This is a genomic window from Nocardiopsis chromatogenes YIM 90109, from assembly GCF_000341185.1.
Lineage (GTDB): Bacteria > Actinomycetota > Actinomycetes > Streptosporangiales > Streptosporangiaceae > Nocardiopsis_A > Nocardiopsis_A chromatogenes.
The window spans coordinates 1-25,662 of the sequence record NZ_ANBH01000192.1 but is presented as its reverse complement, the minus strand read 5'-3'; the positions used below and the strand labels follow the sequence as shown (position 1 = coordinate 25,662).

The 25,662-nt window shown below is 73.6% G+C and carries 23 protein-coding genes; 17 read left to right on the top strand and 6 right to left on the bottom strand.

Features of this window, described 5'->3' with window-relative positions; all coding sequences use genetic code 11:
• The coding region (locus D476_RS0118705) for a RecB family exonuclease (RefSeq protein WP_017625459.1) at window positions 1–314 on the bottom strand (314 nt) is incomplete at its 3' end.
• A 54-nt stretch (window positions 315–368) separates the two neighbouring features.
• Here D476_RS0118705 and D476_RS0118700 point away from each other — a divergent pair.
• Window positions 369–1,523, top strand: coding sequence for a site-2 protease family protein (locus tag D476_RS0118700; RefSeq protein WP_026123641.1), 1,155 nt, complete (start codon window positions 369–371; stop codon window positions 1,521–1,523).
• A gap of 109 nt (window positions 1,524–1,632) precedes the next feature.
• Here the strand turns inward: D476_RS0118700 and D476_RS0118695 are convergent, their stop codons facing one another.
• Window positions 1,633–2,106 (bottom strand): hypothetical protein, encoded by a 474-nt coding sequence (locus D476_RS0118695; protein WP_017625457.1) that lies wholly within the window; start codon window positions 2,104–2,106, stop codon window positions 1,633–1,635.
• A gap of 64 nt (window positions 2,107–2,170) precedes the next feature.
• Window positions 2,171–3,415 carry a helix-turn-helix domain-containing protein gene (locus D476_RS0118690; protein WP_017625456.1) on the bottom strand — a complete coding sequence of 415 codons (1,245 nt, stop codon included), beginning with the start codon at window positions 3,413–3,415 and terminating at the stop codon, window positions 2,171–2,173.
• Between the two features lie 314 nt (window positions 3,416–3,729).
• On the opposite strand from D476_RS0118690, the gene D476_RS0118685 reads away from it, so the two are divergent.
• Window positions 3,730–3,999, top strand: coding sequence for a hypothetical protein (locus D476_RS0118685; protein WP_017625455.1), 270 nt, complete (start codon window positions 3,730–3,732; stop codon window positions 3,997–3,999).
• 555 nt (window positions 4,000–4,554) lie between these two features.
• On the opposite strand, the gene ppgK is transcribed toward D476_RS0118685, so the two are convergent.
• Complete coding sequence (ppgK, locus tag D476_RS0118680) at window positions 4,555–5,334, bottom strand: polyphosphate--glucose phosphotransferase (protein WP_017625454.1); 780 nt, start codon at window positions 5,332–5,334, stop codon at window positions 4,555–4,557.
• A 241-nt stretch (window positions 5,335–5,575) separates the two neighbouring features.
• Between ppgK and D476_RS0118675 the strand changes: the two genes are divergently transcribed.
• Together D476_RS0118675 and arc are read left to right on the top strand one after the other, a co-directional pair.
• A complete protein-coding gene (locus D476_RS0118675; protein ID WP_017625453.1) occupies window positions 5,576–6,526 on the top strand; it encodes a tRNA (adenine-N1)-methyltransferase in 951 nt (316 codons plus the stop codon).
• 404 nt (window positions 6,527–6,930) lie between these two features.
• Entirely contained in the window at window positions 6,931–8,700 is a 1,770-nt protein-coding gene (arc, locus tag D476_RS0118670) for a proteasome ATPase (RefSeq protein WP_017625452.1), read from the top strand.
• Between the two features lie 239 nt (window positions 8,701–8,939).
• Here the strand turns inward: arc and D476_RS33810 are convergent, their stop codons facing one another.
• Window positions 8,940–9,731, bottom strand: coding sequence for an isocitrate lyase/PEP mutase family protein (locus tag D476_RS33810; protein WP_017625451.1), 792 nt, complete (start codon window positions 9,729–9,731; stop codon window positions 8,940–8,942).
• A 297-nt stretch (window positions 9,732–10,028) separates the two neighbouring features.
• On the opposite strand from D476_RS33810, the gene dop reads away from it, so the two are divergent.
• From dop to D476_RS0118635, 6 genes are all read left to right on the top strand, one after another.
• Window positions 10,029–11,525 carry a depupylase/deamidase Dop gene (gene dop, locus D476_RS0118660; RefSeq protein WP_338036249.1) on the top strand — a complete coding sequence of 499 codons (1,497 nt, stop codon included), beginning with the start codon at window positions 10,029–10,031 and terminating at the stop codon, window positions 11,523–11,525.
• A 348-nt stretch (window positions 11,526–11,873) separates the two neighbouring features.
• Window positions 11,874–12,077, top strand: coding sequence for a ubiquitin-like protein Pup (locus tag D476_RS0118655; RefSeq protein WP_017625449.1), 204 nt, complete (start codon window positions 11,874–11,876; stop codon window positions 12,075–12,077).
• Window positions 12,078–12,289: 212 nt separating this feature from the next.
• Window positions 12,290–13,135 carry a proteasome subunit beta gene (prcB, locus tag D476_RS0118650; protein ID WP_026123639.1) on the top strand — a complete coding sequence of 282 codons (846 nt, stop codon included), beginning with the start codon at window positions 12,290–12,292 and terminating at the stop codon, window positions 13,133–13,135.
• Window positions 13,136–13,197: 62 nt separating this feature from the next.
• On the top strand, window positions 13,198–13,986 hold the full coding sequence (gene prcA / locus D476_RS0118645) for a proteasome subunit alpha (protein WP_017625447.1): 789 nt from the start codon (window positions 13,198–13,200) through the stop codon (window positions 13,984–13,986).
• A gap of 189 nt (window positions 13,987–14,175) precedes the next feature.
• Window positions 14,176–15,534, top strand: a complete 1,359-nt coding sequence (gene pafA, locus D476_RS0118640; RefSeq protein WP_017625446.1) for a Pup--protein ligase — start codon at window positions 14,176–14,178, stop codon at window positions 15,532–15,534.
• Between the two features lie 196 nt (window positions 15,535–15,730).
• A complete protein-coding gene (locus tag D476_RS0118635) occupies window positions 15,731–16,819 on the top strand; it encodes an FKBP-type peptidyl-prolyl cis-trans isomerase (RefSeq protein WP_239648756.1) in 1,089 nt (362 codons plus the stop codon).
• Between the two features lie 160 nt (window positions 16,820–16,979).
• On the opposite strand, the gene D476_RS0118630 is transcribed toward D476_RS0118635, so the two are convergent.
• Window positions 16,980–18,134, bottom strand: coding sequence for a DUF3866 family protein (locus tag D476_RS0118630; RefSeq protein WP_017625444.1), 1,155 nt, complete (start codon window positions 18,132–18,134; stop codon window positions 16,980–16,982).
• 74 nt (window positions 18,135–18,208) lie between these two features.
• Between D476_RS0118630 and D476_RS0118625 the strand changes: the two genes are divergently transcribed.
• From D476_RS0118625 to D476_RS0118595, 7 genes are all read left to right on the top strand, one after another.
• Window positions 18,209–20,236: a helix-turn-helix transcriptional regulator gene (locus tag D476_RS0118625; protein ID WP_017625443.1), complete on the top strand. Its 2,028-nt coding sequence runs from the start codon at window positions 18,209–18,211 to the stop codon at window positions 20,234–20,236.
• Between the two features lie 139 nt (window positions 20,237–20,375).
• Window positions 20,376–20,564 (top strand): hypothetical protein, encoded by a 189-nt coding sequence (locus tag D476_RS0118620; protein WP_239648755.1) that lies wholly within the window; start codon window positions 20,376–20,378, stop codon window positions 20,562–20,564.
• An 81-nt stretch (window positions 20,565–20,645) separates the two neighbouring features.
• Window positions 20,646–20,948 (top strand): twin-arginine translocase TatA/TatE family subunit, encoded by a 303-nt coding sequence (locus D476_RS0118615; protein WP_017625441.1) that lies wholly within the window; start codon window positions 20,646–20,648, stop codon window positions 20,946–20,948.
• Between the two features lie 137 nt (window positions 20,949–21,085).
• Entirely contained in the window at window positions 21,086–21,892 is an 807-nt protein-coding gene (gene tatC, locus D476_RS0118610; RefSeq protein ID WP_017625440.1) for a twin-arginine translocase subunit TatC, read from the top strand.
• 74 nt (window positions 21,893–21,966) lie between these two features.
• Window positions 21,967–22,335, top strand: a complete 369-nt coding sequence (locus D476_RS0118605) for a DUF397 domain-containing protein (protein WP_017625439.1) — start codon at window positions 21,967–21,969, stop codon at window positions 22,333–22,335.
• A 148-nt stretch (window positions 22,336–22,483) separates the two neighbouring features.
• Window positions 22,484–23,389 (top strand): diacylglycerol/lipid kinase family protein, encoded by a 906-nt coding sequence (locus tag D476_RS0118600; RefSeq protein ID WP_017625438.1) that lies wholly within the window; start codon window positions 22,484–22,486, stop codon window positions 23,387–23,389.
• A gap of 88 nt (window positions 23,390–23,477) precedes the next feature.
• The coding region (locus D476_RS0118595; RefSeq protein WP_017625437.1) for a DEAD/DEAH box helicase at window positions 23,478–25,662 on the top strand (2,185 nt) is incomplete at its 3' end.

Genomic DNA, 25,662 nt, shown 5'->3' with positions numbered 1-25,662 from the left:
CCCCCCAGCCACGCCCGCTCGTCCTCGCCGCCCGGCTCACCGAAGAGCTCGGCCGCCTCCGACCGCGACGACCGGAGCTTCTCCCACTGCGGTTCGACCAGCGCGCGGGCGGTGCGCGGGGTCCGTGTGTCGGCCGGGAGCTCGTACAGGCGCTCCAGCACCGCGTGCACCAGCGTGCCGCGCAGCGCCGCCGGGCTCGGCTTCTCCGGGAGCCGGTCGATCACCCGGAACCGGTACAGCAGCGGGCACTGCAGGAAGTCCGAGGCCCGCGAGGGGGAGAGGGAGGGAAGCGGCGTCGCGGAGGCGGTGTCCATGCCCCCCAACCTTAGGGCGGCGCGCCCGCCGTGCGCACCGCGTAGCCTGGCGGTGTGACCGACAACGGCAGCAGCACTCGGCCTGCGGCGCGGGGCGGGACGGGGCGCGGCTCCGGCCTGCTCATGGGGCGTCCGTTCGGCATCCCGATCTATGTGACCCCGTCCTGGCTGATCATCGCCGCGATCATCACGATCGTCTACGAGCCCGTGGTGGAGCGGACCCTGGCCCTGGGCCCCGCCTCCTACCTGGTGGCGTTCGCCTTCGCGGTACTGCTGTACGCGTCGGTGCTGGTGCACGAGCTGGCGCACGCCGTCGTCGCCCGCGTGTTCGGCGTCCATGTGCACCGCATCACCCTGTTCATGCTCGGCGGGGTCACCGAGATGCGCGACGAGGCGCAGACCCCGGGCCGGGAGTTCTGGATCTCCTTCGCCGGGCCGCTGCTGTCCCTGGTCCTGGCCGCCCTGGGGTTCGTGGCGCTGCCGTTCGTCCCGCCGGACACCGTGGTCGGCGTGCTCACCTGGCAGCTTTTCGTGGCCAACCTCCTCGTGGGCGTGTTCAACCTGCTGCCGGGGCTGCCGCTCGACGGCGGCAAGGTGGTGCGCGCGGCCGTATGGAAGCTGACCCGCCGTCCCACCGCCGGAACCGTCGTGGCGGCCTGGGGCGGGCGCTTCCTGGCCGTGCTGGTGATGCTGGCGCCGCTGCTGTTCGCGCTGCGCACCGGCGAGACGCCGAGCGTGTTCATGGTCCTGCTCGGGGTGCTGCTGGGCGCCTTCATGTGGACGGGGGCCGGGAGCGCGCTCCGCAACGCCAGGATCCGCGAGCGCATCCCCAAGCTGCGCGCGCGGACCCTGGCCCGCCGCGCCGTCCCGGTGTCCGGCGACACCCCGCTGTCGGAGGCCCGCCGCCTGATGGGCGAGGCCGACGCCGGCGCCGTCCTGGTGACCGACTCCTCCGGGGCGCCGGTGTCGATCGTCGACCCCGCGGCCGAGGAGCGGGTCCCCGAAGGGCGCCTGCCGTGGACGCCGGTGTCGCAGGTGGCGGTGGCAGTCACCGCCGGGTCGGTGCTCGACGCCGACCTGGACGGCGAGCGCCTGCTGGAGGCCATGCGGCGCACGCCCGCACCCGTCTACCTGCTGGTGCGTGAGGACGGCGGGGTGTACGGGGTGCTGCGGTCGCGGGACGTGGGCGACGCCTTCGCCGGGACCTGACACGCGGAGCCGGGCCCCGGGCCGGGGGCCGGGGACGCCGCCGGTGTCGCCATGGACGTCCGGCATGGACCGGCATGGAGCGGACGGCGACCTCACGCAGGGCACCGTCTCAGCGCATGGCGCCGTCCGGCCAGAACACCACCACAGGGCGGTCGCACTCCTGCGCATAGGCCACGATGTCGGCCGTCCCGCCGAGCCCGCGCGCGGCGCGGCCGTCCCACACCGCCAGCAGCTCGTCGCAGTGGTCCACCAGGTGCCTGCCCGCTTCAAGGTGCGCCTGCGGGGTGGAGTCGGTGTACGGCAGGTGGTGCACCAGCGCCGCCCGCGCCAGCAGCTCGTCGTAGACCGGGCGGTGCTCGGGCGGCAGCCCGTCCCGGTACCGCTCGGCCGGGACGACGGCCTCCAGGTCGGCCCCGGCCTCGATCACGGCGCGGGCGAACAGGCTGTCGGCGCCGTCGGCCAGGCAGCTCAGGCCGATCAGCCCGCCGCCGAGCGGAGCCAGGTGGGCGCGCAGGGCCGCGTCGACCTCCCGCTCCACGGCGGGCGGCAGGCCACGGTGCCCGGTGATGGCGATGCGTCGCACGCGGATCCCCCCTCCCCGGAGGAACGACGGGCCTGGTGTGGGGGATACCCCCGGGTGTCCCTGGTCAGACCAGGGACGACGGGCCGCCGGTGAGGACGGCGGTCAGTTGGGCGTCGAGCCGGTCGGCGGCGCGGGCCCGCGGCCCCCGGTACTCCTTGCGGAACCGCCGCACCCGGTCCACGACCCGCTCCGAGCGCAGCCGCGCCCCGGTGGTGAGCGCCTCCCCGGCCAGCCGGAAGGCCTCGTCGGAGTCGCCCGCGTGGGCGTGCGCCCGGGCCATCTCCACCTGCAGGACCGCCCCCTGCTTGGCGCCGGGCCGGGTGCCGGAGAACGCCTCGGCGAAGGCGGTGCGCGCCTGTTTCGGCCGCTTGAGCCGGACGTTGACCAGGGCCCGGTACCCGGCGACCTTCGCGGGCTCGAAGGCGAACACCCACGGCCAGGGCGGGTGCGCGTTGTCCGAGCGCTCGACGCACCGCTCGGCCAGCGCGATCTCCCGGTCGGCCTCGGAGGCGCGGCCCAGCCCCGCCTGGCCCTGCGCGCGCACGCAGGCCAGCCAGGCGGTGGCGGTCGGGTGGGCGCCGGGCCCCAGGCGGCGCCCGGCCTCGTGGGCCAGGGACAGGCCCAGCGCCGGGTCGTCCGCGTCGATCTCGAACGCCGCCAGGCTGCCGAGCATGTACACGTCGAGCAGGCGGCTGCGGGCCCGCCGGGCGCGCTCGACGGCGGCGCGGTAGTAGGAGCGGGCCGACCCGGCGTCGCCCATGTCGGCGTGCAGCCAGGCGGCGAACCCGGCGGCCTCGCTGGCCGCCGCGGCCACGTCGGCGGCGAACGGGGTGTTGCGCGCCCGCTCCAGGGTGAGCCCGGCCAGTTCGACGTGGGCGATCGCGCCCCGGGCCAGGTCGCGGGCGGGCGCGGCGGCGTCCATCCGCCGCTGGCCGCCGGTGATGGCGCGCAGCGTGGGCGCCGTCTCCTCGTGGATCTCGGCCTGGGCCGCCGGGACGGGNCCCCCCGACAGCGGCAGCGTCAGCGCGGTCACCGCCGCGGCCTTGCCGAATTCTCTGCGTCGCGTGGGATCCCCCTCGTCCGGTTCGTCGGCGCCGCCGAACCGGAGCTGGTGGAGCGGGATGCCCAGGCGTGACGCCAGGTCGCGGACCTGGTCGACGGTGAGCGACTGCTGGCCGTTCACCACGCGGGACACCCAGCTCTGGGAGTACCCGACCGCGCGGGCCAGCTCGCCCTGCGACCAGCCGCGGTAGCGGCGGACGTCCTCCACGATCACGGCGATGTCGCACGTGGACAGGGCGGCGGCCATCGACGGCCGGGTCCAGAATTCCGGTGGCAGAGCGCCGTCTCGGTGGGGCATGAGCCTAGGTTAGGGTCGCCACCTGGCGTTGATGGCTATGTGTGAAAGAAATACTGCTATGCGTAGTCCGCATATGACTGTTCCGCGAGCGTCGGATGGTGCACAGTCAAGGGACTGAAGTCCCTGCCTGGCTGGGATTTCGTCGACGAACGGGAGGGCGGACGAGCATGGAGACCCGTGGTTCCGGTAGGCCCGGCGTGGCCGGAAACGGTCATCGGCTTGACAGGACCCCCGACGCCGCATGGGCGCGTGCGGTCCGCGGATTGACGGCCGAACTGCAGTCCTGGGGCCTGGAGGCCCGCGTCGACCGGGCGACCGGGACCGTCGAGGCCGCCGGCGCGGGGGGCCGCCGCGTGCAGCGCGCGGTGCTGCGCCCGCACCGCGGCAGCCTGTGGTGGTGGCTGCGCTGGGAGGCCGAGGGCCTGCCGTGCGGCGCCGCCCTGCCCCAGTCGCCGCTCACCCCGGCCGCCGACCCCCGGGGCGCCGCCCGGCGCATCGTCCGCGTGCTGTCCCCCGCCCGTCCCGAGTCCTGACCCCCGGGACCCGGAACGGGCCCAGGCGGCGCCCCGGGCCCTCCCGCCCGTGACCACGGCGGGGGAGGGGAGAGGGCGGGGGACGGCGGCGGAGGGTCAGGGGGCGGTGCGTGGATCACGAGCTACTGCACGGCGCCCGGACACGCCCCTCGCCGCGTTCTCATCGGTCGGCGGTGTACCCGGGCCGACTCCCCCGCTTCCGGGAGGGGCAGCGGCCTGGCGATGGACATGAAGCCGTCGGCGCTTCCCGCGGGCATGATCCGAGCACCACCTGGGCCCCACTGCGGTACCGCCGAGCGGCGGACCTCCGGAGGGAGGGGCGCACCGTCCCGGTAGCGGACCCGGTGCGGTGGCGCGGCCCGCGGGAGGCGGCGCCCGGCCCCAAGCGTTCAGCGCCTGCTCGGCGGCCGCGCCGGCCCCGTCAGCGGTCCGGCCTCCCGGCCGACCGGCCCGGGCCGCCCCGGCCCTCGGCCGCTTCCGGCGAAAGGCGTCCTCACCGGTCGGCGGCCCTGTCGGCGGCTACGGCACCGCGTCCCACCGTCCCGGCGGGGACCATCAGGCGAAGCGCTCGGCCGCGATCAGCGCCGCCCCGGCGATGCCCGCCGCGTTGCGCAGGTCGGCCGGGGCCACGTCGGCCTTCAGCTTCAGATACCCCAGGAACTTGTCGGCCTTCCGGCTCACCCCGCCGCCGATGACGATCAGGTCCGGTGACAGCAGCCGCTCCACCTCCTCGTAGTACCGCTGCAGCCGCTCGGTGGCCCACTCCTCGTACGACAGCTCCTCGCGCTCCTTGGCCGCCGACGACGCCCGGGTCTCGGCGTCGTGGCCGTCCACCACCAGGTGGCCGAACTCGGTGTTGGGCACGAGGTGCCCGTCGACCAACAGCGCCGTCCCGATCCCCGTGCCCAGCGTCGTGAGCAGGACCGTCCCGCGCACCCCGCGCGCCGCCCCCCACCGGTGCTCGGCCACGGCCGCGGCGTCGGCGTCGTTGACCGCCGCCACCGCCCGCCCCGTCGCCTCCGACAGCAGCCCCTCCACGTTCTGGCCGATCCACGCGTCGTCCACGTTGGCCGCGGTCTCCGCCGTCCCGTTGCGCACCACCCCCGGGAAGGTCACCCCCAGCGGCGCCCCGGACGGCGCGCCCCCGCCCACGGACGACGCGATCTGCGCCACCACCCGGGACACCGCCTCGGGGGTGGACGGCTGCGGCGTGCGGATCTTCACCCGGTCGGCCGTGAACGCACCCGTGCCCAGATCCACCGGCGCCCCCTTGATGCCGCTGCCCCCGATGTCCACGCCCACGCCGACGTGCGTGTCCGCTGCCTGGTCCGCCATGTCCGCCTCCTGACTCCGCCGCCTGCGCGGCCCGGGCGGCCCCCGCCGCCCGCTCCGGCCTCCGCCGTATTCGATGCCCCGCGCGCGACCGATTACGCCGCGCGCGCACGCGGGGGATACCCTGGGCCGTCGCGCGCCCGGGCGGCGCCGGGCCGCAGGTCGATCCGTATCCGGACTCCGCGTGGACCCCGCCGCGGCGCGCCGTCGACCACCATCCACGACACCGGAGAGACGAGCACCAGTGACCGGCATCCACGGCCGCCGCGGACCCTTCGAGGACGGCGACATCGTGCAGCTCACCGACCCCAAGGGCCGGATGCACACCATCACCCTGAAGGCCGGTACGGCGTTCCACACCCACAAGGGGCGGCTCGACCACGACGACCTCATCGGGCGTCCGGAGGGCAGCGTGGTCCGCTCCACCTCCGGCGTCGGCTACGTCGCCCTGCGGCCGCTGCTGCTCGACTTCACCCTGTCGATGAAGCGCGGGGCGACCATCGTCTACCCCAAGGACGCCGCGCAGATCCTCGCCCAGGCCGACATCTTCGCCGGCGCCCGGGTGATCGAGGCCGGGGCCGGGTCGGGCTCGCTGTCCTGCTGGATGCTGCGCGCCGTGGGCGAGCACGGGCGGCTGTACTCCTTCGAGCGGCGCGAGGACTTCGCCGAGATCGCCCGCACCAACGTGCGCCGCTACTTCGGCGACGACCACCCCGCCTGGGAGCTGACCGTCGGCGACCTGAACGAGCGCCTCGCCGAGCCGGGCGCCCCCCGCGAGGTCGACCGCGTCGTCCTGGACATGCTCGCCCCCTGGGAGTGCGTGGACGCCGTCGCCGACGCCCTCATCCCCGGCGGGCTGGTGTGCGCCTACGTCGCCACCGCCACCCAGGTCTCCCGCGTCGTGGAGGCCCTGCGCGACCACGGCCGCTTCTACGAGCCGCACGCCTGGGAGACCATGGTGCGCGACTGGCACGTGGAGGGCCTGGCCGTGCGCCCCGACCACAAGATGATCGGCCACACCGGGTTCCTGGTGACCGCCCGCCGCCTGGCCGACGACGCCGAGCCGCCGGAGCGGCGCCGCCGCCCCGCCAAGGGCGCCTACGGCGAGGAGTGGCAGAAGAGCCAGAAGAAGAAGGACGAGGGTGCCCGGGAGGGCGGCGGTGCCGCCGCCGCGCCGGACGGCGCCGGGGCTTAGGGGGTATTGCGTGGGTCACGGCCTACTGCGCGGCGCCCCAGGCACGCCCCTCGCCGCGTTCTCATCAGTCGACAGCGCGCCCAGGCTGACTCCACTGCTTCTCGGAAAACACAGCGTCCTTGCGATGGACGCACCTGGACGCCGCTCGCTACGGCCATGACCCACGCAACACCCCCTAGCACATACCCGCGGGCGCCCGGGCCCCTCCTCCGGTCCGGGCGCCCCGGCCGCGCCCGGGCCTGGGTGGAAACGTTACTTTCTCATTACGGCACGTGCTCTAGTACCAGGGTGACCTAGGCTTTTACAAGATCGAAAAGTGAGGTCTACGACACTCCCAGCGCCCGGGAGGTTAGGAATAGTCCATGGGTAGGTAGGGTTCCGAGTAGTCGTCCTCTTATAAGGAGGTGGCGGACGTGGCCGATCGCGACGACGAGCGTCAGGCAGAGCGCGACCGTGAAGTCGAAGAACTCACGGCCCAGGTCTCCTACTTGGAAAAGGAACTCAGCGTCCTCCGGCGCAAGCTCGCCGACTCCCCTCGCCATGTACGGCTTCTGGAGGACCGGCTCCGCGAGGCGCAGGCCAACCTCGCCGCCGCGAACGGGCAGAACGAGCGCCTGGTCTCCACGTTGAAGGAGGCCCGCGACCAGATCGTGGCCCTGAAGGAGGAGGTCGACCGGCTCGCCCAGCCGCCCTCCGGCTTCGGGGTGTTCCTGGGGTCGCGCGAGGACGACACGGTCGAGATCTTCACCAACGGCCGCAAGATGCGGGTCAACGTCAGCCCGTCGGTGGATGTGGAGACGCTCCGCCCCGGCCAGGAGGTCATGCTCAACGAGGCCTTCAACATCGTCGAGGCGCAGTCCTTCGAGACGGTGGGCGAGGTCGTCATGCTCAAGGAGGCCCTTGAGGACGGCGAGCGCGCCCTGGTGATCTCCAACCACGACGAGGAGCGCATCGTCCGGCTGGCCGAGCCGCTGCGCGGCGAGCCGGTCCGGCCCGGCGACTCCCTGCTGCTGGAGTCGCGCTCGGGCTATGTGTACGAGCGCATCCCCAAGTCGGAGGTCGAGGAGCTGATCCTGGAGGAGGTGCCCGACATCTCCTACACCGACATCGGCGGCCTCGGCGGGCAGATCGAGATGATCCGCGACGCGGTCGAACTGCCCTACCTGCACAAGAACCTGTTCTACGAGCACCAGCTGCGCCCGCCCAAGGGCGTGCTGCTCTACGGCCCGCCCGGCTGCGGCAAGACGCTCATCGCCAAGGCGGTGGCCAACTCGCTGGCCAAGCAGGTGGCCCAGCGCACCGGCCAGGACGTCGGCAAGAGCTTCTTCCTCAACATCAAGGGCCCCGAGCTGCTGAACAAGTACGTCGGCGAGACCGAGCGGCACATCCGCCTGGTCTTCCAGCGGGCCCGGGAGAAGGCCGGCGAGGGAACGCCGGTGATCGTGTTCTTCGACGAGATGGACTCGATCTTCCGCACCCGCGGCTCGGGCGTGTCCAGCGACGTGGAGAACACCATCGTCCCCCAGCTGCTCAGCGAGATCGACGGCGTGGAGGGGCTGGAGAACGTCATCGTCATCGGCGCCTCCAACCGCGAGGACATGATCGACCCGGCGATCCTGCGGCCCGGCCGCCTGGACGTCAAGATCAAGATCGAGCGGCCGGACGCCGAGGCGGCCCAGGACATCTTCTCCAAGTACATCACCGACGAGCTCCCGCTGCACGACGAGGACCTCGCCGAGCACGGCGGCTCCCGGTCGGCCACGGTGGACGCGATGATCCAGCGGGTCGTCGAGCGCATGTACACCGAGACCGAGGAGAACCGCTTCCTGGAGGTCACCTACGCCAACGGTGACAAGGAGGTCCTGTACTTCAAGGACTTCAACTCCGGCGCGATGATCCAGAACATCGTGGACCGGGCCAAGAAGATGGCCATCAAGGACTTCATCGACAACCGGTCCAAGGGCATCCGGGTCTCGCACCTGATGCAGGCCTGCGTCGACGAGTTCAGCGAGAACGAGGACCTGCCCAACACCACCAACCCCGACGACTGGGCCCGCATCTCCGGCAAGAAGGGCGAGCGCATCGTCTACATCCGGACCCTGGTGTCCGGCAAGAAGGGCGCCGACTCCGGCCGGAGCATCGACACGGTGGCCAACACCGGCCAGTACCTGTAGAAACGCGGCCTGAGGCAGCCTGAAGGGGCCCACCGGCACTGCCGGTGGGCCCCTGTCCGTCCCGGTCGTTTCCGGGCCCCGTGTCATCATGGTGTTAACAAGACGGGGAGCCCCGGCCCGTGGGGCGGAGTCGTCCGTGCCGACGCCGTGGTCGCTACGGCGGGTGACGTCGGCGAAGGGGGCGGAGTCCGCCGTGGCGGGGCACCCTCCGGCCGCGGCGCGTCCCGTGCGTTCCGTGGTCAGACGGAGTAGGGGTCGCCGTACTCGGCGACTCGGGCGGCCACCTCCTTCAGCGTGTCCAGGGTGCGCAGGTAGGGCATCGGGCCGAAGGAGACGCGGGCCGCCCCCAGCTCGGCCAGGCGGCTCAGGCTCGACCAGCCGGGCATGCAGTTGGCGTTGATCGGTCCGGGGACGCCCTCGACCAGCGCCGCGAGCGCCTCCTCGGACGGGATCAGGATCGGGTAGACGCAGTCCGCCCCGGCGTCCATGTAGCGGCGCCCGCGCTCGACGGCCTCGGTGAGGCGGTCCTGCACGGCCCTCTCCCCGCCGCTGACGAACACGTCGACCCGGGCGTTGATGACCAGGTCGTGGCCGGAACCCCGGGCGGCCTCCCGCAGCCGGGAGATGCGCTCCGCCTGCTCGGCGGCGCCGACCATCCCACCGCCCGCGTGGTCGGTGTCCTCGATGTTGAACCCGGCCGCGCCCATCCCGGCGAGCCGTTCCACCAGCTCCTCCGCGGGCAGGCCGTACCCGGCCTCGGCGTCGACGCTGACCGGGACCCGCACCGCCCGGGCGACGCGCGCGGCCGCGTCGAGCATCTCTCCGGCGGGCGCCCCCTCGTGGTCGGGGCGGCCGAGCATGGCCGCGATCGCCGCACTGGCCGTCGCGACCGCCGGAAACCCGGCCTCCTCGACGATGGCCGCGCTCGCCGCGTCCCACACGTTCGGCAGCAGGAGAGGGTCGCCCGGCTTGTGCAGCTCCCGAAGCGTCGCCGCCCCGGCACTGGTCTCGGTGGTGGTCGTCGTCCCCACTGGTCCGGCCTCCGATCGGAGTCGATTGTCCGTCCCCCACATGACCCCCCAGGAGCCCGGAACGTGACACACCGAGCGGTGAGGCCCTGGACGGCGGCACACCGGGCCGCCCCGCCGCCGCATCGCCGGATCCGGAGAGGGGACAGGGGGCGCGGGCCGGAACGCGGGACCTCCGGCGTACCGACGCGCCCGGCCGCCGGTGCCGGAAACGGCCCTTCCGGCCCCCGCCCAGAGGCACTTGGGCCACAATCCCCGTGGGGGAGTTCAAGACGGCGCGTCGGTGGATAACCTTCCACCATGACTGTGCGGCGGATTATGGGCATCGAGACCGAGTACGGGATCTCCGTGCCCGGGAACCCCGGTGCCAACGCGATGGTGACCTCGACTCAGGTGGTCAACGCCTACCTCGCGGCCTCGGCCGCCCGGGCGCGCAAGGCGCGCTGGGACTTCGAGGAGGAGAACCCGCTGCGCGACGCGCGGGGCTTCGACCTCGCCCGCGAGGTCGCCGACCCCACCCAGCTCACCGACGAGGACCTGGGGTTGGCCAACGTCATCCTGACCAACGGCGCCCGCCTGTACGTCGACCACGCGCACCCCGAGTACTCGGCCCCGGAGGTGACCAACCCCCGGGACGCGGTGCTGTGGGACAAGGCGGGGNGGCGGGCCGCCGCCGTGCCCGGGGTCGAGCCGATCCAGCTCTACAAGAACAACACCGACAACAAGGGCGCCTCCTACGGCTGCCACGAGAACTACCTGATGCGCCGGTCGACCGCCTTCGGGGACATCGTGCGCCACCTGATCCCGTTCTTCGTCTCCCGCCAGGCGGTCTGCGGCGCCGGCCGGGTCGGGATCGGCGCCGACGGGCGCGACTCGGGCTTCCAGATCAGCCAGCGCGCCGACTTCTTCGAGGTCGAGGTGGGGCTGGAGACCACGCTCAAGCGCCCCATCATCAACACCCGCGACGAGCCGCACGCCGACCCCGACAAGTACCGGCGCCTGCACGTCATCCTGGGCGACGCCAACATGAGCGAGGTGTCCACCTTCCTGAAGCTGGGCACCACGTCGCTGGTGCTGTCGATGATCGAGGACGGGTTCATCGGCGTCGACCTGTCGCTGGAGACGCCCGTGGCCGACCTGCGGGCCATCTCGCACGACCCCGGCCTGACCCACCAGGCCCGGCTGCGCGACGGGCGGCGGATGACCGCCCTGCAGATCCAGCGCGAGTACCTGGAGCTGGCCGAGAAGTACGTGCAGGACCGCTACGGCAGCGAGCCCGACCCCGACACCGCCGAGGTGCTGCGGATGTGGGGGGACGTGCTGGACCGCCTCTCCCGCGACCCCATGCTCTGCGCCGAGGAGCTGGACTGGGTGGCCAAGCTCAAGCTGCTGGAGGGCTACCGCAGCCGCGACGGGCTGGACTGGGGCCACCACCGGCTGCAGATGGTCGACCTGCAGTACTCCGACGTGCGCCAGGACAAGGGCCTGTACAACCGGCTGGCCGGGCGGGGCCGGATCCGGCGCCTGGTGGACGAGGCCGAGGTCGAGCGCAGCATCACCGAGCCGCCCGAGGACACCCGCGCCTACTTCCGCGGCCGCTGCCTGGCCAAGTACGCCGACGCCGTGGCGGCGGCCTCCTGGGACTCGGTCATCTTCGACCTGCCCGGCTACGACTCGCTGCAGCGGGTGCCCACGCTGGAGCCGGGCCGCGGCACACGCGAGCACGTGGGGGCACTGCTGGACAGCGCCGACACGGCGGCCGACCTGGTCGCCGTGCTCACCGGCGGCAGGCGCTGAGGACCGCGGCGCCCGGGGCGGGGGAGCGGTCGGCCTCCGGCCCCGGGCGCCCGTGCGGTACCGGCGCCGCGGACCGGGTGCCGGGGTCCTCCCTCCGTCCCGGCGGTGGCGCCGCGGGCCCTGGCGGGTCCGCCGCCCGGACCCGGCCGGGCCCGCCCCGGCCGGGGCGGGCCGGTTCGCACCGGGGGGGGCGGGGAACACCCCGGGCCACGCCGATGTTCGGACGGGTGTACGGACAAAACGCCGCGAAGTCGGTAACGTGCGGACAACGGGACCGGCGATCAAGGTTGAGCCGGGCCCCGCTGGGCCAAGATAAGGGCAACGGGCCCCGATCGAGGAGGTTGTGGGATGGCGACCAAGGACACCGGCGGGCAGAAGCACACCACCCGGCGCGACGAGGACGTCGAGGAGGTCGAGGCCGGCGCCGAGGCGCAGGAGCGCAACGAGAAGCTGGACGAGGACGTCGACGACATCCTGGACGAGATCGACGAGGTCCTGGAGTCCAACGCCGAGGACTTCGTCCGCCAGTTCGTCCAGAAGGGCGGCCAGTAGCCTCCGGGCCGGGCCGCCCGGAGGCCGCCCGCCCGGATTCCGGTCCCGGACGCCGCCCCGGGCCGGTTCGCCCACAGCAGAGTCCGGGCCGGTGGCTCCACCCCTTCCCTCCGCTGTCAGTAGGGTCGGCGGTAAACGTCGATAGTCGCCTGCGCCCCGTCCGCCCCGCATCCCACCGCGGGGCGGGCGGGGCGCCACCCGAAGGGAGTCGCGTGTCTCAAGCGTTCGAGGGCGGACGGCTGCCCGCCGCGTACATGAACCCGGGGCCGGCGTCGTTCTCCGAGTTCCTCAGCGCGGTCCACCCCGACCTGCTTCCCCGGTGGCACGACCTGCCGCACGGGACGGACGGACGGCCCCTCACCCCCGAGGCCACCACGATCGTGGCGCTGACCTTCCCCGGAGGCGTCGTGCTCGCCGGGGACCGCAGGGCCACCTCGGGCACCACCATCGCCAACCGGGACATGGAGAAGCTGTTCCGCGCCGACGAGTACTCCGCGGTGGCGATCGCGGGGGCCGCCGGCATCGGCATCGAGCTGGCCCGCCTGTACCAGGTCGAGCTGGAGCACTACGAGAAGCGCGAAGGGCGGCCGCTGTCCCTGGAGGGCAAGGCCAACCGCCTGGCGAACATGCTGCGCGGCAACCTGGGCCTGGCCATGCAGGGCTTCGTCGTGGTCCCGCTGCTCGTCGGCTACGACGAGGCCCGTGAGGGCGGGCGCATCTTCAGCTACGACCCGGTCGGGGGGCGCTACGAGGAGCACCGCTTCCACTCGATCGGCTCGGGCTCGGTCTATGCCCGGGGGTCCCTGAAGAAGCTGTTCACCGACGGGCTCGACGAGCGGCAGGCCGTCACCGCGGCCGTGCAGGCGCTCTACGACGCCGCCGACGACGACTCGGCCACCGGCGGGCCCGACGTCCACCGCAAGATCTATCCGCTGGTCGACGTGGTCACCGAGGACGGCTACCGCCGACTGCCCGCCGAGGAGGTGGCGGCGGTCGCCGAGACCGTGGTGGCCGAGCGGTCCGAGCGGCCCGACGGGCCCACGGCGCCGATCGACTGACCCGGCCCGCACCGACGAGCCCGCACGGACCACAGAGAGCAAAGGAACGATCAGCGGTGTCGATGCCGTTCTACGTCTCGCCCGAACAGAGCATGAAGGACAAGGCGGACTACGCGCGCAAGGGCATCGCGCGCGGCCGCAGCGCCGTCGTCCTGCAGTACGACGGCGGGATCCTGTTCGTGGCGGACAACATGTCCCGCACGCTGCACAAGATCAGCGAGCTGTACGACCGGGTGGCCTTCGCCGCCGTCGGCCGCTACAACGAGTTCGAGAACCTGCGGCTGGGCGGTGTGCGCTACGCCGACTCCCACGGCTACGCCTACGACCGGCGCGACGTCACCGGTCGGATGCTGGCCAACGCCTACGCCCAGACGCTGGGCACGGTGTTCAGCGAGTCCAACAAGCCCTGGGAGGTGGAGATCGTCGTGGCCGAGGTCGGCGACGACGCCGACACCGACCAGATCTACCGGATCACCTTCGACGGCTCGGTCGTCGATGAGAAGGGGCTGCTGGCCATGGGCGGCTCCGCGGACGCGGTGACCGCCGCGCTCAAGGAGCGCTTCGACCGCGGCGCCCCGCTGAGCGAGGCGCTGTCGGCGGCCATGCACGCGCTGGCCCACGAGAACGGCGAGCGCCGGGAGCTGGACGCGGCCAACCTGGAGGTGGCGGTGCTGGAGCGGGCGCGCGAGCACCGCAAGTTCCGCCGCATCCAGGGGGCCCGGCTGACCCGCCTGATCGAGGAGGGGCGGGGCGCCCCGTCCGCCTCCTCGGGCGGCGGCGGGTCCGACGGCGCCTCCGACGACGGCGTCTCCGACGACGGGGGCCCCGGCGACCAGGAGCCCTCCGCCTGATCAGGGGCGCATCCGATCGGCCCGGCCGCGCCCCGCGGAGCATCCCGAGGGGCGCGGCCGGTTTCCCCCGGCCGGAGGGAGCCGATAACAACAGTGGAGTCGTCGGCAGCGCGGCGGGGCTCCGGCCGGTGCGGACCGGCCGCGACGGGCATCCGCGGCTGCCACGGGACGGGAAACGGGTGAGGCCGCGTGGAACGCCGCATTTTCGGACTTGAGAACGAGTACGGCGTCACCTGCACGTTCCGGGGACAGCGCAGGCTGTCGCCGGACGAGGTGGCGCGCTACCTGTTCCGCCGCGTCGTGTCGTGGGGACGCAGCAGCAACGTCTTCCTGCGCAACGGCGCCCGCCTGTACCTGGACGTGGGCAGCCACCCCGAGTACGCCACCCCCGAGTGCGACGACCTGGCCGACCTGGTGGCGCACGACAAGGCCGGCGAGCGGATCCTGGAAGGGCTGCAGGTCGACGCCGAGCAGCGCCTGCACGAGGAGGGCATCGCCGGCGAGATCTACCTGTTCAAGAACAACACCGACTCGGCCGGCAACTCCTACGGCTGCCACGAGAACTACCTGGTGGGGCGGCACGGCGAGTTCGGGCGCCTGGCCGACGTGCTCATCCCGTTCCTGGTGACGCGGCAGATCATCTGCGGGGCGGGCAAGGTCCTGCAGACCCCGCGCGGCGCCCTGTACTGCGTCAGCCAGCGGGCCGAGCACATCTGGGAGGGCGTCTCCTCGGCGACCACCCGGTCCCGGCCCATCATCAACACCCGCGACGAGCCGCACGCCGACGCCGAGCGCTTCCGCCGCCTGCACGTGATCGTCGGGGACTCCAACATGAGCGAGGTGACCACCCTGCTCAAGCTGGCCTCCACCGACCTGGTGCTGCGGATGATCGAGACCGGGGTGGTGATGCGCGACTTCACCCTGGAGAACCCCATCCGGGCCATCCGCGAGGTCAGCCACGACATGACCGGGCGCCGCAAGGTGCGGCTGGCCAACGGCAGGGAGGCCAGCGCGCTGGAGATCCAGCACGAGTACCTGGAGAAGGTGCAGGCCTACGTCGACCGGAACGGCACCGACGCCACCGGCAAGCGGGTGCTGGAGCTGTGGGCGCGCACCCTGGAGGCGGTCGAGACGCAGAACCTGTCGCTGGTGGAGCGGGAGATCGACTGGGTCGCCAAGTACAAGCTGCTGGAGCGCTACCGGGCCAAACACGGGCTCTCGCTGTCCTCGCCGCGCATCGCCCAGCTCGACCTGACCTACCACGACATCCACCGCGACCGCGGGCTGTTCTACATGCTGCAGCGCAAGGGGCAGATGGACCGGGTCGTCAACGACCTGTCCACCTTCGAGGCCAAGTCCGTGCCGCCGCAGACCACGCGGGCGCGGCTGCGCGGGGAGTTCATCCGCAAGGCGCAGGAGAAGCGGCGCGACTTCACCGTCGACTGGGTGCACCTGAAGCTGAACGACCAGGCGCAGCGGACCGTGCTGTGCAAGGACCCCTTCAAGGCGGTCGACGAGCGCGTGGAGAAGCTGATCGCCGGAATGTGATCCGCGGGCCGCCGGGGCGCGCCCCGGCGGCTCCGGGGCGGCCCCGCGACCCGGTGTCCCGCGCCCCGCGATTCGGTCGCAGGGGCGCCGTAACCCCCTGTGCCAAAGGGCCCTTAACCGGTTCTTACCCGGATACGGAAGGATCGCCTTTCCGATAGTGTGTCGGGGACCCGAGCCGATATAGAGGTTGTGCCCTATGCGACGACGTGCCGCCGCCCTCGCGGTACCGTTCTCTGCCGTGCTGCTGGCGGTGTCCGCCTGCGGCACGATTCCCGAGGATTGGAAGACGCCGGCCTTCCTTCAGACCGGGGACGACGTGGACAGCCGGCTTCCGGAGGTCAGCGGGAAGCCCGGGGAGGAGCCCAAGGTCGAGTTCCCCGACATCGCCCCGCCCGGCGAGCAGATCTCCGGCGTGGTGCGGCCGGGTGAGGACCAGGGGGAGATCGTCCGCGCCGACGACCTGCTGCTCGTCGACATCGTCGACTACCAGTGGGAAGGCAAGGGCAAGGCGGAGAAGACCAACTCCACCTACGAGACCGGGACCCCGTTCCTGCTGTCCATGGAGCAGCTGGGCGAGGAGTTCAACAAGGACATCGTCAACCAGAACGTCGGCGCGCAGGTCGTGTTCGTCTTCCCCGCGGCCGACCCGGAGCAGGCCCAGGCGCAGGGGATGGACCCCTCGGAGATCCCCGAGGGCGACTCGGTCTCGGTGCTGGAGGTGCGCGACCGCTTCGGCAAGGGCGACACCGTCCCCGGCGAGCAGAGCACCGACGGCGGCGACGGCCTGCCCACCGCCCCCGACAACGGCGCCGCCGAGCCGGAGATCTCCATCCCCGAGGGCGATCCGCCCGAGGAGCTGGAGAAGGTGAACCTCGTGGAGGGCGAGGGGCCCGAGGTCGAGGACGAGCAGGAACTCGTCGTCCAGTACACCGGCGTGCGCTGGGAGGACGGCAAGGTCTTCGACTCCACCTGGAGCAAGGGCGGCGCGCCGTTCACCTTCCCGCTGGGCCAGGGCCAGGTCATCGAGGGCTGGGACGAGGGCCTCAAGGGCGAGAAGGTCGGCAGCCGGGTGCTGCTGGTGATCCCCGAGGACCAGGCCTACGGCAAGGACGCCGCCGACAACGGGCAGCCCGCCGGGACGCTGGTGTTCGTCATCGACATCCTGGGCGCCGTCGACCCGCCGCCCCCGGCCGAGGAGACCGGCGGCGACGAGGAGTCCGGCGACCAGGACACGTCCGGGGACGAGGAGAAGTCCGGCGACGAGTCCGAGGGCGAGGAGAAGTAGCGGCACCGCGTCCGGGGCCTTCCGGCCCCTGACGTGGGGACACGGGGCGCGGGGCGGCCGAGGGCCGCCCCGCGCCTCCGTCGTGCACGGCGTCCGCACTCGGCGATGCCCGCGGCAGAAGTGCTGTCAGAACCACTGGTTGACAGCACCGTCGTCGAGATCAACGGGGGAGGGCGCCCACCAGCCGGGCCGCGTGGCGGCCCGCCGCGGCCGACGCCAGGAAGCACGCCCGGTCCTCGTCCAGCGACCGGCCCATGGTGGACAGGCGCAGCGGCAGCCCCCGCAGCGCCTCCTCCAGCCCGTCCACGGGCACCTCCACCAGCCGGTGCCGCCCGCCCAGCGGCGCGGCCTCGGCCGCCACCCGCTCGCCGAAGGCGCCCGGCAGCACCGGCACCGGCACGTCCGCCCGCGCCACCGCCACCTTGCCGTAGGCGGTCAGGCTGTGGTGCGACACCCCCCGGTGGCGCTCGCGCGTGTCGGCCTCGCTCACCCGCAGGGCGGCGACCGGGCGCCCGCCCAGCACCGACGCCGCGTTCACCGCTTCGCCCGCGGCCACCCCCGAGAACCCCCACGGCGTGCCGGTGCCCAGGTTCCCCGGCCCCTGCGCGACCACCGCCAGGTCGGCCCCGAGCACGTGCCGGGCGGCCAGGAGCCCGCTGTGCACCGTCACCGCCTCCAGGTCGCCGCCGAAGGCCTGCCCGGTGGTCACCGAGGCCGCCAGCAGCCCCGCCTCCCGCAGGCCCGCCACCGTCCGGGAGAACGCCGCCGGGAGCGCCCCGCCGTCGAGCATCACGTACACCGCGCGCAGCCCCGGCCGCTCCAGGTGAGCACCGGCCAGCACGGCCGGAAGCGCCGAGTGCAGGTCGGCGGTGACCACCGGCATGCCCTCCACGCTCTCGGCGCCGCGCAGCAGCCCGTGCGTGGGGGCGTCCTGCCCGTCGGCGCCCAGGACGGCGGTCTGCACCGGGGTGTAGCGCGCCTTGACCAGGTGGCCGGGGGCGGGGGCGTCCGGCGGCAGCCGGTCCGGCAGGGCCACCACCATGGCGTACCCGCCGGTGCCCAGCCCCAGGTCCAGGGCGGTGGTGTTGAGCAGCACCCGGTCGCCCTCCTCCGGGCGCCCCACCAGGCCGGTGTAGGCCAGTGCGCGGCACGGGGCCGCGGTGCCGCCCGTGCCCGCTCCACCGCCGCCGGAGCCGTCGCCCCGGCCGTCCCCGGCCCCGTCCGCCGGCCCGGGGGCCAGCCGGACCTCCAGCTCGACCGCGCCGGGCCACTCGCGGCCCGTCCCCAGTACCCGTCCTTCACGCCATCGGATCACGGAAATGACGGTACCTTCGGGGCTGAAGGCCGCCTCGGCGGCGCGCGGCGATGCGGGGAGGAACGGATCCGCCGATGTCCAGAAAGAAGACGGAGCGCCAGCTCAACCTGGTGATCTGCCTGCTGTCGACCCGGCGGTACCTCACGGCCCGGGAGATCCGTGCGACCGTGGCCGGATACGAGGAGGCCGACAGCGACGGCGCGTTCAAGCGCATGTTCGAGCGGGACAAGAAGGAGCTGCGCCAGAGCGGCATCCCCGTCGAGACCGGCGGCGGGGACCTGTGGAGCGGCGAGGAGGGCTACCGCATCTCGCGTGCGGCCTACACCCTCCCCGAGATCGAGCTGCTCCCCGACGAGGCCGCCGTGCTCGGCCTGGCCGCCCGCGCCTGGCGGCACGCCGCCCTGGGCGACGCCGCCGCCGGGGCGATGATGAAGCTGCGCGCTGCGGGGGTGCCCACCGACGCCGACGCCGCCCCCGCGGTCACCCCCGTGCTCGCCACCGACGAGCCCGCCTTCCTGCCCATGTGGCAGGCGGTGCGCGACCGCCGCCCGGTCGCCTTCGACTACCGCAAGCCGCGCGCCCACGCCCCCGAACGGCGGGTGCTGGAGCCGTGGGGCGTGGTCAACGTGCGCGGGCGCTGGTACGTGGCCGGGCGCGACCGCGACCGCGGCGAGCGGCGCGTGTTCCGCCTGGGGCGCGTGGTGGGCGGGGTCGAGGTGCTCTCCTCGGGGCCGCCGGTGCGCGTGCCCGAAGGGGTGGACGTGCGGTCGGTGGTGCGCGCGCACCGCTCCGAGCCCGAGTACACCGCGGGCCTGCTGGTGGCCGAGGGGGCCGGGCACGAGCTGCGCCGCGCCGCCCGGAGCGTCGAGGCCGGGGCGCGGGTGGACGAGGGCCGCGGCGGCCGCCCGGCCCGGCGCTGGGACCGCCTGGAGCTGCCCTACGCCGACCTGCAGGACCTGGCGGGCGCGGTGGCGCGGTTCGGCGACCGGGTCGTGGTCACCGAGCCCGCCGAGGCGCGCGCCGCCGTCGTGGGGCACCTGCGCGCCGTCGCCGACCGCGCCCCGGAGGAGGAGGGCGGCGGCGACGCGCCGCTCGGGGACGGCGCGGGGGACCGGCGGGTCAGCGCCTCGGCCGAGCAGCTGCGGCGCCTGCTGATGCTGGTGCCCTACGCGCTGAGCCACGACGTGCGGGTGCCGGACGTGGCCGCCTCCTTCGGCCTGTCCGAGCGGCAGGTGCTCAAGGACCTGGCGCTGCTGTGGATGTGCGGCCTGCCCGGCTACACCCCCGGCGACCTGATCGAGGTCGACCTGGAGGCGGCCGAGGAGACCGGCGAGATCATCATCGGCAACGCCGAGGCGCTGGCGGCCCCGCTGCGGCTCACCGCCGACGAGGCGGCCAGCCTGATCGTCGGCCTGGAGCTGCTGGGCGAGCTGCCCGGCGCGGCCGGGGGCGACGCCCTCAAGCGGGTCGGGGAGAAGCTGCGGGCCGCCGCGGGCGCGGCGGCCGAGGAGTTCGCCGACTCGGTCGCGGTCCGGGTGGACCTGGACGAGGACGAGCGGGAGAAGCAGCGCCGCTGCGGGGAGGCGCTGCGCGCCGGGCAGCGGCTGCACCTGCGCTACCTGTCCGGCTACGAGGACGAGGTCACCGAGCGCGACGTCGAGCCGATGGGCCTGGTCGTCCAGGACGGGCACGCCTTCCTGGAGGGCTGGTGCCGCCTGCGCGGGGGCGTGCGGCTGTTCCGGATGGACCGGGTCCTGGACCTGACCGTGCTGCCCGAGGCGGCGCGGGTGCCCGAATCGGCGCGCCGCCGGGACCTCAGCGGCGGGGTCCTGCAGCTCTCCGAGGACGACGCGCGGGTCACCCTGGAGCTGGAGCCCGAGGCCCGCTGGGTGGCCGAGGAGTACGTGTGCAGCGGCCTGGAGGAGCTGGGCGGGGGCCGCCTGCGCGCCACCCTGCGCACCCCGGCGCCGCGGTGGGTCCGGCGGCTCGCCCTGCGCCTGGGCCCGCAGGCCCGTGTGGTGGCCCCGGCCGACCTGGCCGAGCGCGTGCGCGAGGACGCCGTCCGCGCCCTTCAGGGGTACGGGGACCGGCCCGGGGGGTGACCGGAGGGGGGAAGGGGACCCGGGAGGGTGCGGGTCCGTCGGGAACGGGCGGTGTTCGGCCGGATCGTGACGCATTCGTCCGGTGCGCGACACTTGTGGGCCGGGCGGGTTTCATGTTCGACCGAGTATGGTGGTGGTCGTGCTCGCGATCGTCGGCCTCGCCGCTGTGACCCTCGTCGGCCTGCTCCCCGTGGCGGTGCTGACCGCCCGGATGCTGGCCGAACTCCGCCGTCTGCGCGCGCAGGTCGCGCGGACCCGGGGCGAGCTCGAGCCGCACTACCGCGCCTACCGTGCGCGGACCCGCGGCGCCGGCCAGGGGGCCGAATGAGCCCCCGGATCGGGCGCCGACGGAGAGCGCGTACGATCAAAGGTGCAGGTCGCGCCTGGGAAAGAGGTTGAAGTCATGGGTATGGACTTTCGGACGCTGCTGATCCTGCTGCTGATCGCCCTGCTGCTGTTCGGCGCGTCCAAGCTGCCCACGCTCGCGCGCTCGCTCGGCAAGAGCGCCCGCATCCTGAAGACCGAGGCCAAGGGCCTGGTCGACGAGGAGAACGGGGAGCGCAAGGAGGGCCAGGAGGCCGCCGAGGACGGGCAGGCCCCGTCCGCGCAGGGCGCCCAGGGCCAGCAGCAGGAGCGCCAGTACCCCGAGCTGCCCGCGGGCCAGCGGATCGTGAACGAGAAGGGCGAGCCGGTCCGGCGCTACGAGGACTGAGCGGCGCGGGCGGGCGGCGCGCCCGCGGTTAGGGACGGACAGGATCGCGGGCCTTCGCGGCCCGCTTCGAGGAGCGTTTGCGGGCGATGCAGTACCGGCGACAGCGGCGTAGGCCCCCCAAGGACCCGGAAGGGCGCATGCCGCTGATGGACCACCTGCGCGAACTGCGCGGACGGGTCGTCAAGGCGGCCCTGTTCATCGCCGTGGGCGTGGCGGTCGGGTTCACCGTGTTCGACCCGGTGTGGCAGGCCCTGCAGGCGCCCTACTGCCGCCTGCCGGCCGAGGTCCGCGACGGCGGCGACGGCTGCGAGCTCATCTTCACCGGCATCTTCGACCCCTTCTTCCTCCGCTTCAAGGTCGCCATCGTCATCGGGCTGCTGATCGCCAGCCCGTTCTGGCTCTACCAGCTCTGGGCGTTCGTGGCCCCGGCGCTGCGCGGCAAGGAGAAGCGCTACACCTACTACTTCGTCGCCGCCGCCGTCCCGCTCTTCCTGGCCGGGTCCGGGCTGGCCTACTACATCACCGGGCTGGCGCTGCAGGTGCTCTTCGGGTTCGCCACCGAGGACATGGTGGCGATGATCACCATCACGAACTACCTGAACTACATGATCCTGATGATCCTGGTGTTCGGGTTCGCGTTCGTCACGCCGCTGCTGGTGATCCTGCTGAACCTGCTCGGTGTGGTCACGCACGCCGGGCTCGCCAAGTGGCGCCGCCTGATCATCTTCGGGGTGTTCGTGCTGTCGGCGATGGTCACCCCGGCCGAGCCGATCTCCATGCTGGCGCTGGCGGTGCCGCTGATCGTGCTGTTCGAGATCGCCGAGCTGTTCTGCTTCCTGCACGACCGCCGCCGGGGCGTGGGGGAGGCCGACGGCCTCGCCGACGACGAGCTCTCCCCGCTGGATGACGCCGAGGACGCCGCCGGGGACGACGCGAGGCGCTAAGGTCGCCCCGTACATGTGCGCCCCGGATCCGCGGACCCGGGGAGGCCGCCCCCCCCGCCGGAAAGGACTCGGCCATGAGTGAAGAGAAGAAGCGCGAGCTCCCACCCGAGGCCATGGGCAACGAGAAGTGGCACGACACGACCGACGCGGTCTGGTACCGCTCGTCGCTGTCGCGGGAGGACTCCGAGGCGATCGTGGAGGTCGCCAAGTTCGACGACGGCTTCCGGGCCGTGCGCGACGGCAAGAACCCCGACAAGGGCATCCTGTTCTTCACCCCGCAGGAGTGGGAGGCCTTCGTGCTCGGCGCCAAGGACGGGGAGTTCGACATCCCCGAGGAGTACCTGACCGAGGAGGAGCGCCGCATCCAGCGCGGCGAGGTCGAGGTGCACGCGGTGCCCTCCCCGCTGAACAAGCCCCGCCCCGGGGACCAGGCGCAGGACTGAGGGCGGACCCCGCCGGGCCGTTCCGCCCGCCGTCCGCCGCCCGGCCCCGAGGGGCGGGGCGGCGCGGCGGGCTACCGGTCGGTATCCTCGCTGCACCCGGGCGCGCCCGGGTGCACCCCCGGATCCGGCCCGACAGGAACAGCCCCCCATGCCACGCAGCATCGCCGTCCTCGTCAACCCCTCCTCCCGCCGCGGCCGCGCCGCCGTCGCGGCCCGCCGCCTGCTGGCCGAACTCCGCTCGGCCGGTGCGCACACCACCGTGCTGGTCGGGCGCTCGGCCGCCGACAGCGCCCGCCTGGCCCGGGAGGCCGCCGAGAAGCGCCCCGACGCGCTGGTCGCGGTCGGCGGCGACGGGCTGGTCAACACCGCCCTGCAGGGCGTGGTGGGCACCGGCGTGCCGCTGGGCGTGCTGCCCGCCGGGACCGGCAACGACATCGCCCGCGAGTTCGGCATCGGCTCCTCCCCGGCCGAGGCGGCCCGGCGCGCGCTGCGCGGATACGCGGTGGAGGTGGACGCGGTCTCCTGTGCCGGGGGCGAGCGCGGCCCCGGCTTCCACTACCTGAGCGTGCTGGCCTGCGGGTTCGACGCCCGCGTCAACGAGAGGGTCAACGGCTTCGGCCTCTCCCTGGGGTCGGCCAGCTACCTGGCGGGCATCGCCGCCGAGCTGCGCTCGTTCCGCCCGGTGCCGTTCCGCCTGGAGGCGGACGGGCACGTGGTGGAGGCCGAGGGCATGCTGGCGGCGGTGGGCAACACCCGCAGCTACGGGGGCGGGGTGCGGGTGTGCCCGGGCGCCCGCTCCGACGACGGGCTGCTGGAGGCGGTGTTCGTGCACGCGGTCGGGGTCGGCGACTTCCTGCGCTTCTTCCCCCGGGCGCTCAGCGGGTCCCACGTGGAGCTGGACGAGGTCGAGGTGCTCACCGGGCGCCGGGTGGTGGTCGAGGCCGAGCCGGGCGCCGACGGGCGCCCGGTGTCCGGGTACGCCGACGGCGAGCGCGTGGGCGCCCTGCCGCTGGTGTGCGAGGCGGTGCCGGGCGCGGTGCGGCTCCTGCAGTGACCTCCGCGCGGGCGGCCCCCGGCGCGCCCGCGCCCCCGGCGGGACCGGTCGTCGCCGCCCGTGTCCGGGACGCCATAGGCTGGGGGCGATGAGTACGCACGCCGAGCGGTACGCCGCGTTCCGCCGCCGACAGGCCCAGAGCAGTCCCGACATCGAGGACTTCCAAGGGCTCTACGGATTCGAGTTCGATCCCTTCCAGGTGCGGGCGTGCCGGGCGCTCGAACAGGGCCACGGCGTGCTGGTCGCCGCCCCCACCGGGTCGGGCAAGACCATCGTCGGCGAGTACGCCGTGCACACGGCGCTGCGCGACGGGTCCAAGTGCTTCTACACCACGCCCATCAAGGCGCTGTCCAACCAGAAGTACAACGACCTGGTGGCCCGTTACGGGGCCGACCGGGTCGGGCTGCTGACCGGGGACAACAGCGTCAACGGCGAGGCGCCGATCGTGGTCATGACCACCGAGGTGCTGCGCAACATGCTCTACGCCGGGTCGCACACCCTGTCCGGGCTGGCGTTCGTGGTCATGGACGAGGTGCACTACCTCGCCGACCGCTTCCGCGGCGCGGTGTGGGAGGAGGTGATCATCCACCTCCCCGAGTCGGTGCGGATGGTGGCGCTGTCGGCCACCGTCAGCAACGCCGAGGAGTTCGGCGAGTGGATGCAGCAGGTGCGCGGCGACACCACGGTCATCGTGGACGAGAAGCGCCCGGTGCCGCTGTGGCAGCACGTCATGGTCGGCCGCAGGCTGCACGACCTGTTCGTCCCGGCCGAGGACGCCTCCGGTGGGGACGAGGCCGAGGAGGGCGGCGGGTCGGGCCGCAGGCGGACCCGCAAGCGCGACCGCAACGGGCGCGGCGGCGGCGAGGACCCGGCCGTGCACGTGGAGGTCAACGGCGAGAAGATGCGGATCAACCCGCGCCTGATCCGCTTCGCGGTGGAGGACGACCGCATCACCCAGCTCGCGCACCGGCGGCGCCACCCGCAGAGCCGGGCCAAGGGCGGCCCCCGCCCGCGCGCCAAGCACGCCCCGCCGAGCCGGGTCCAGATCATCGACGAGCTCGACCGCGACGGGCTGCTCCCGGCGATCACCTTCATCTTCAGCCGCGCCGGGTGCGACGCCGCGGTGCGCGAGGTCGTCGGGTCGGGCCTGGTGCTGACCACCGACGAGGAGGCGGCCCGGATCCGCGACTACGCGGAGCGGCAGTGCGCCGACATCCCCCCGGCGGACCTGGCGGTGCTGGGCTACCACGAGTGGCTGCGCGCCCTGGAGTGCGGCGTGGCCGCCCACCACGCCGGGATGCTGCCCACCTTCAAGGAGGTGGTGGAGTCCCTGTTCTCGCGCGGCCTGATCCGCGCGGTGTTCGCCACCGAGACGCTGGCGCTGGGCATCAACATGCCCGCCCGCACCGTGGTGATGGAGAAGCTGGACAAGTGGAACGGCGAGACCCACGCGCCGCTCACGCCGGGCGAGTACACCCAGCTCACCGGGCGCGCGGGACGGCGCGGCATCGACGTCGAGGGCCACGCGGTGGTGGTCTGGCAGGCCGGGACCGACCCCGAGTCGGTGGCGGGCCTGGCCAGCACCCGCACCTACCCGCTGGACTCCAGCTTCCAGCCGTCCTACAACATGGCGGTCAACCTGGTGGGCCAGGTGGGCCGGGAGCGCAGCCGCAACATGCTGGAGGCCTCCTTCGCCCAGTTCCAGGCCGACCGGGCGGTGGTCGGGCTGGTCAAGCGGCTGCGCAAGCAGGAGGAGGCGCTGGCCGGGTACGCCGAGGCGGCCGAGTGCCACCTGGGCGACTTCATGGAGTACGCGGCGCTGCGGCGCAGGCTCAGTGACATCGAGGCCGAGGGCTCGCGCAGCCGCAACGCGCGGCGCCGGGACGAGGCCGTGGAGGCGCTGGGGCGGCTGCGCCCGGGCGACGTCATCAAGGTCCCGGCCGGACGCAGCCGCGGCTTCGCGGTCGTGCTCGACCCGGGCCTGCGCGGCGACGTGCCCGCGCCGCTGGTGCTCACCGTCGACAAGCAGGTGCGGCGGGTCAACGCCGCCGACTTCCCGGCGCCGGTGGAGGCGGTCGGGCGGGTGCGGGTGCCCAAGACGTTCTCCGGGCGCTCGCCCAGGTCGCGGGCCGACCTGGCGGCGACGCTGCGCAACAAGCTCAACGACGGGTCCATCGACACCCGGGCGGCCGCGCCGGCGGGCGGCCCCAAGGAGGAGGACCCGGAGATCGCGCGGCTGCGCGCCCAGATGCGGCAGGACCCCTGCCACGGGG

What these genes read in the sequence shown, in the direction of transcription:
- D476_RS0118635 (WP_239648756.1), top strand. Translation starts at nt 15,731, where the DNA reads ATGCGACGACGTGCCGCCGCCCTCGCGGTACCGTTCTCTGCCGTGCTG.
- D476_RS0118625 (WP_017625443.1), top strand. Translation starts at nt 18,209, where the DNA reads ATGTCCAGAAAGAAGACGGAGCGCCAGCTCAACCTGGTGATCTGCCTG.
- D476_RS0118605 (WP_017625439.1), top strand. Translation starts at nt 21,967, where the DNA reads ATGAGTGAAGAGAAGAAGCGCGAGCTCCCACCCGAGGCCATGGGCAAC.
- tatC (WP_017625440.1), top strand. Translation starts at nt 21,086, where the DNA reads ATGCCGCTGATGGACCACCTGCGCGAACTGCGCGGACGGGTCGTCAAG.
- D476_RS0118615 (WP_017625441.1), top strand. Translation starts at nt 20,646, where the DNA reads ATGGACTTTCGGACGCTGCTGATCCTGCTGCTGATCGCCCTGCTGCTG.
- D476_RS0118600 (WP_017625438.1), top strand. Translation starts at nt 22,484, where the DNA reads ATGCCACGCAGCATCGCCGTCCTCGTCAACCCCTCCTCCCGCCGCGGC.
- D476_RS0118655 (WP_017625449.1), top strand. Translation starts at nt 11,874, where the DNA reads ATGGCGACCAAGGACACCGGCGGGCAGAAGCACACCACCCGGCGCGAC.
- ppgK (WP_017625454.1), bottom strand. Translation starts at nt 5,334, where the DNA reads ATGGCGGACCAGGCAGCGGACACGCACGTCGGCGTGGGCGTGGACATC.
- prcA (WP_017625447.1), top strand. Translation starts at nt 13,198, where the DNA reads ATGCCGTTCTACGTCTCGCCCGAACAGAGCATGAAGGACAAGGCGGAC.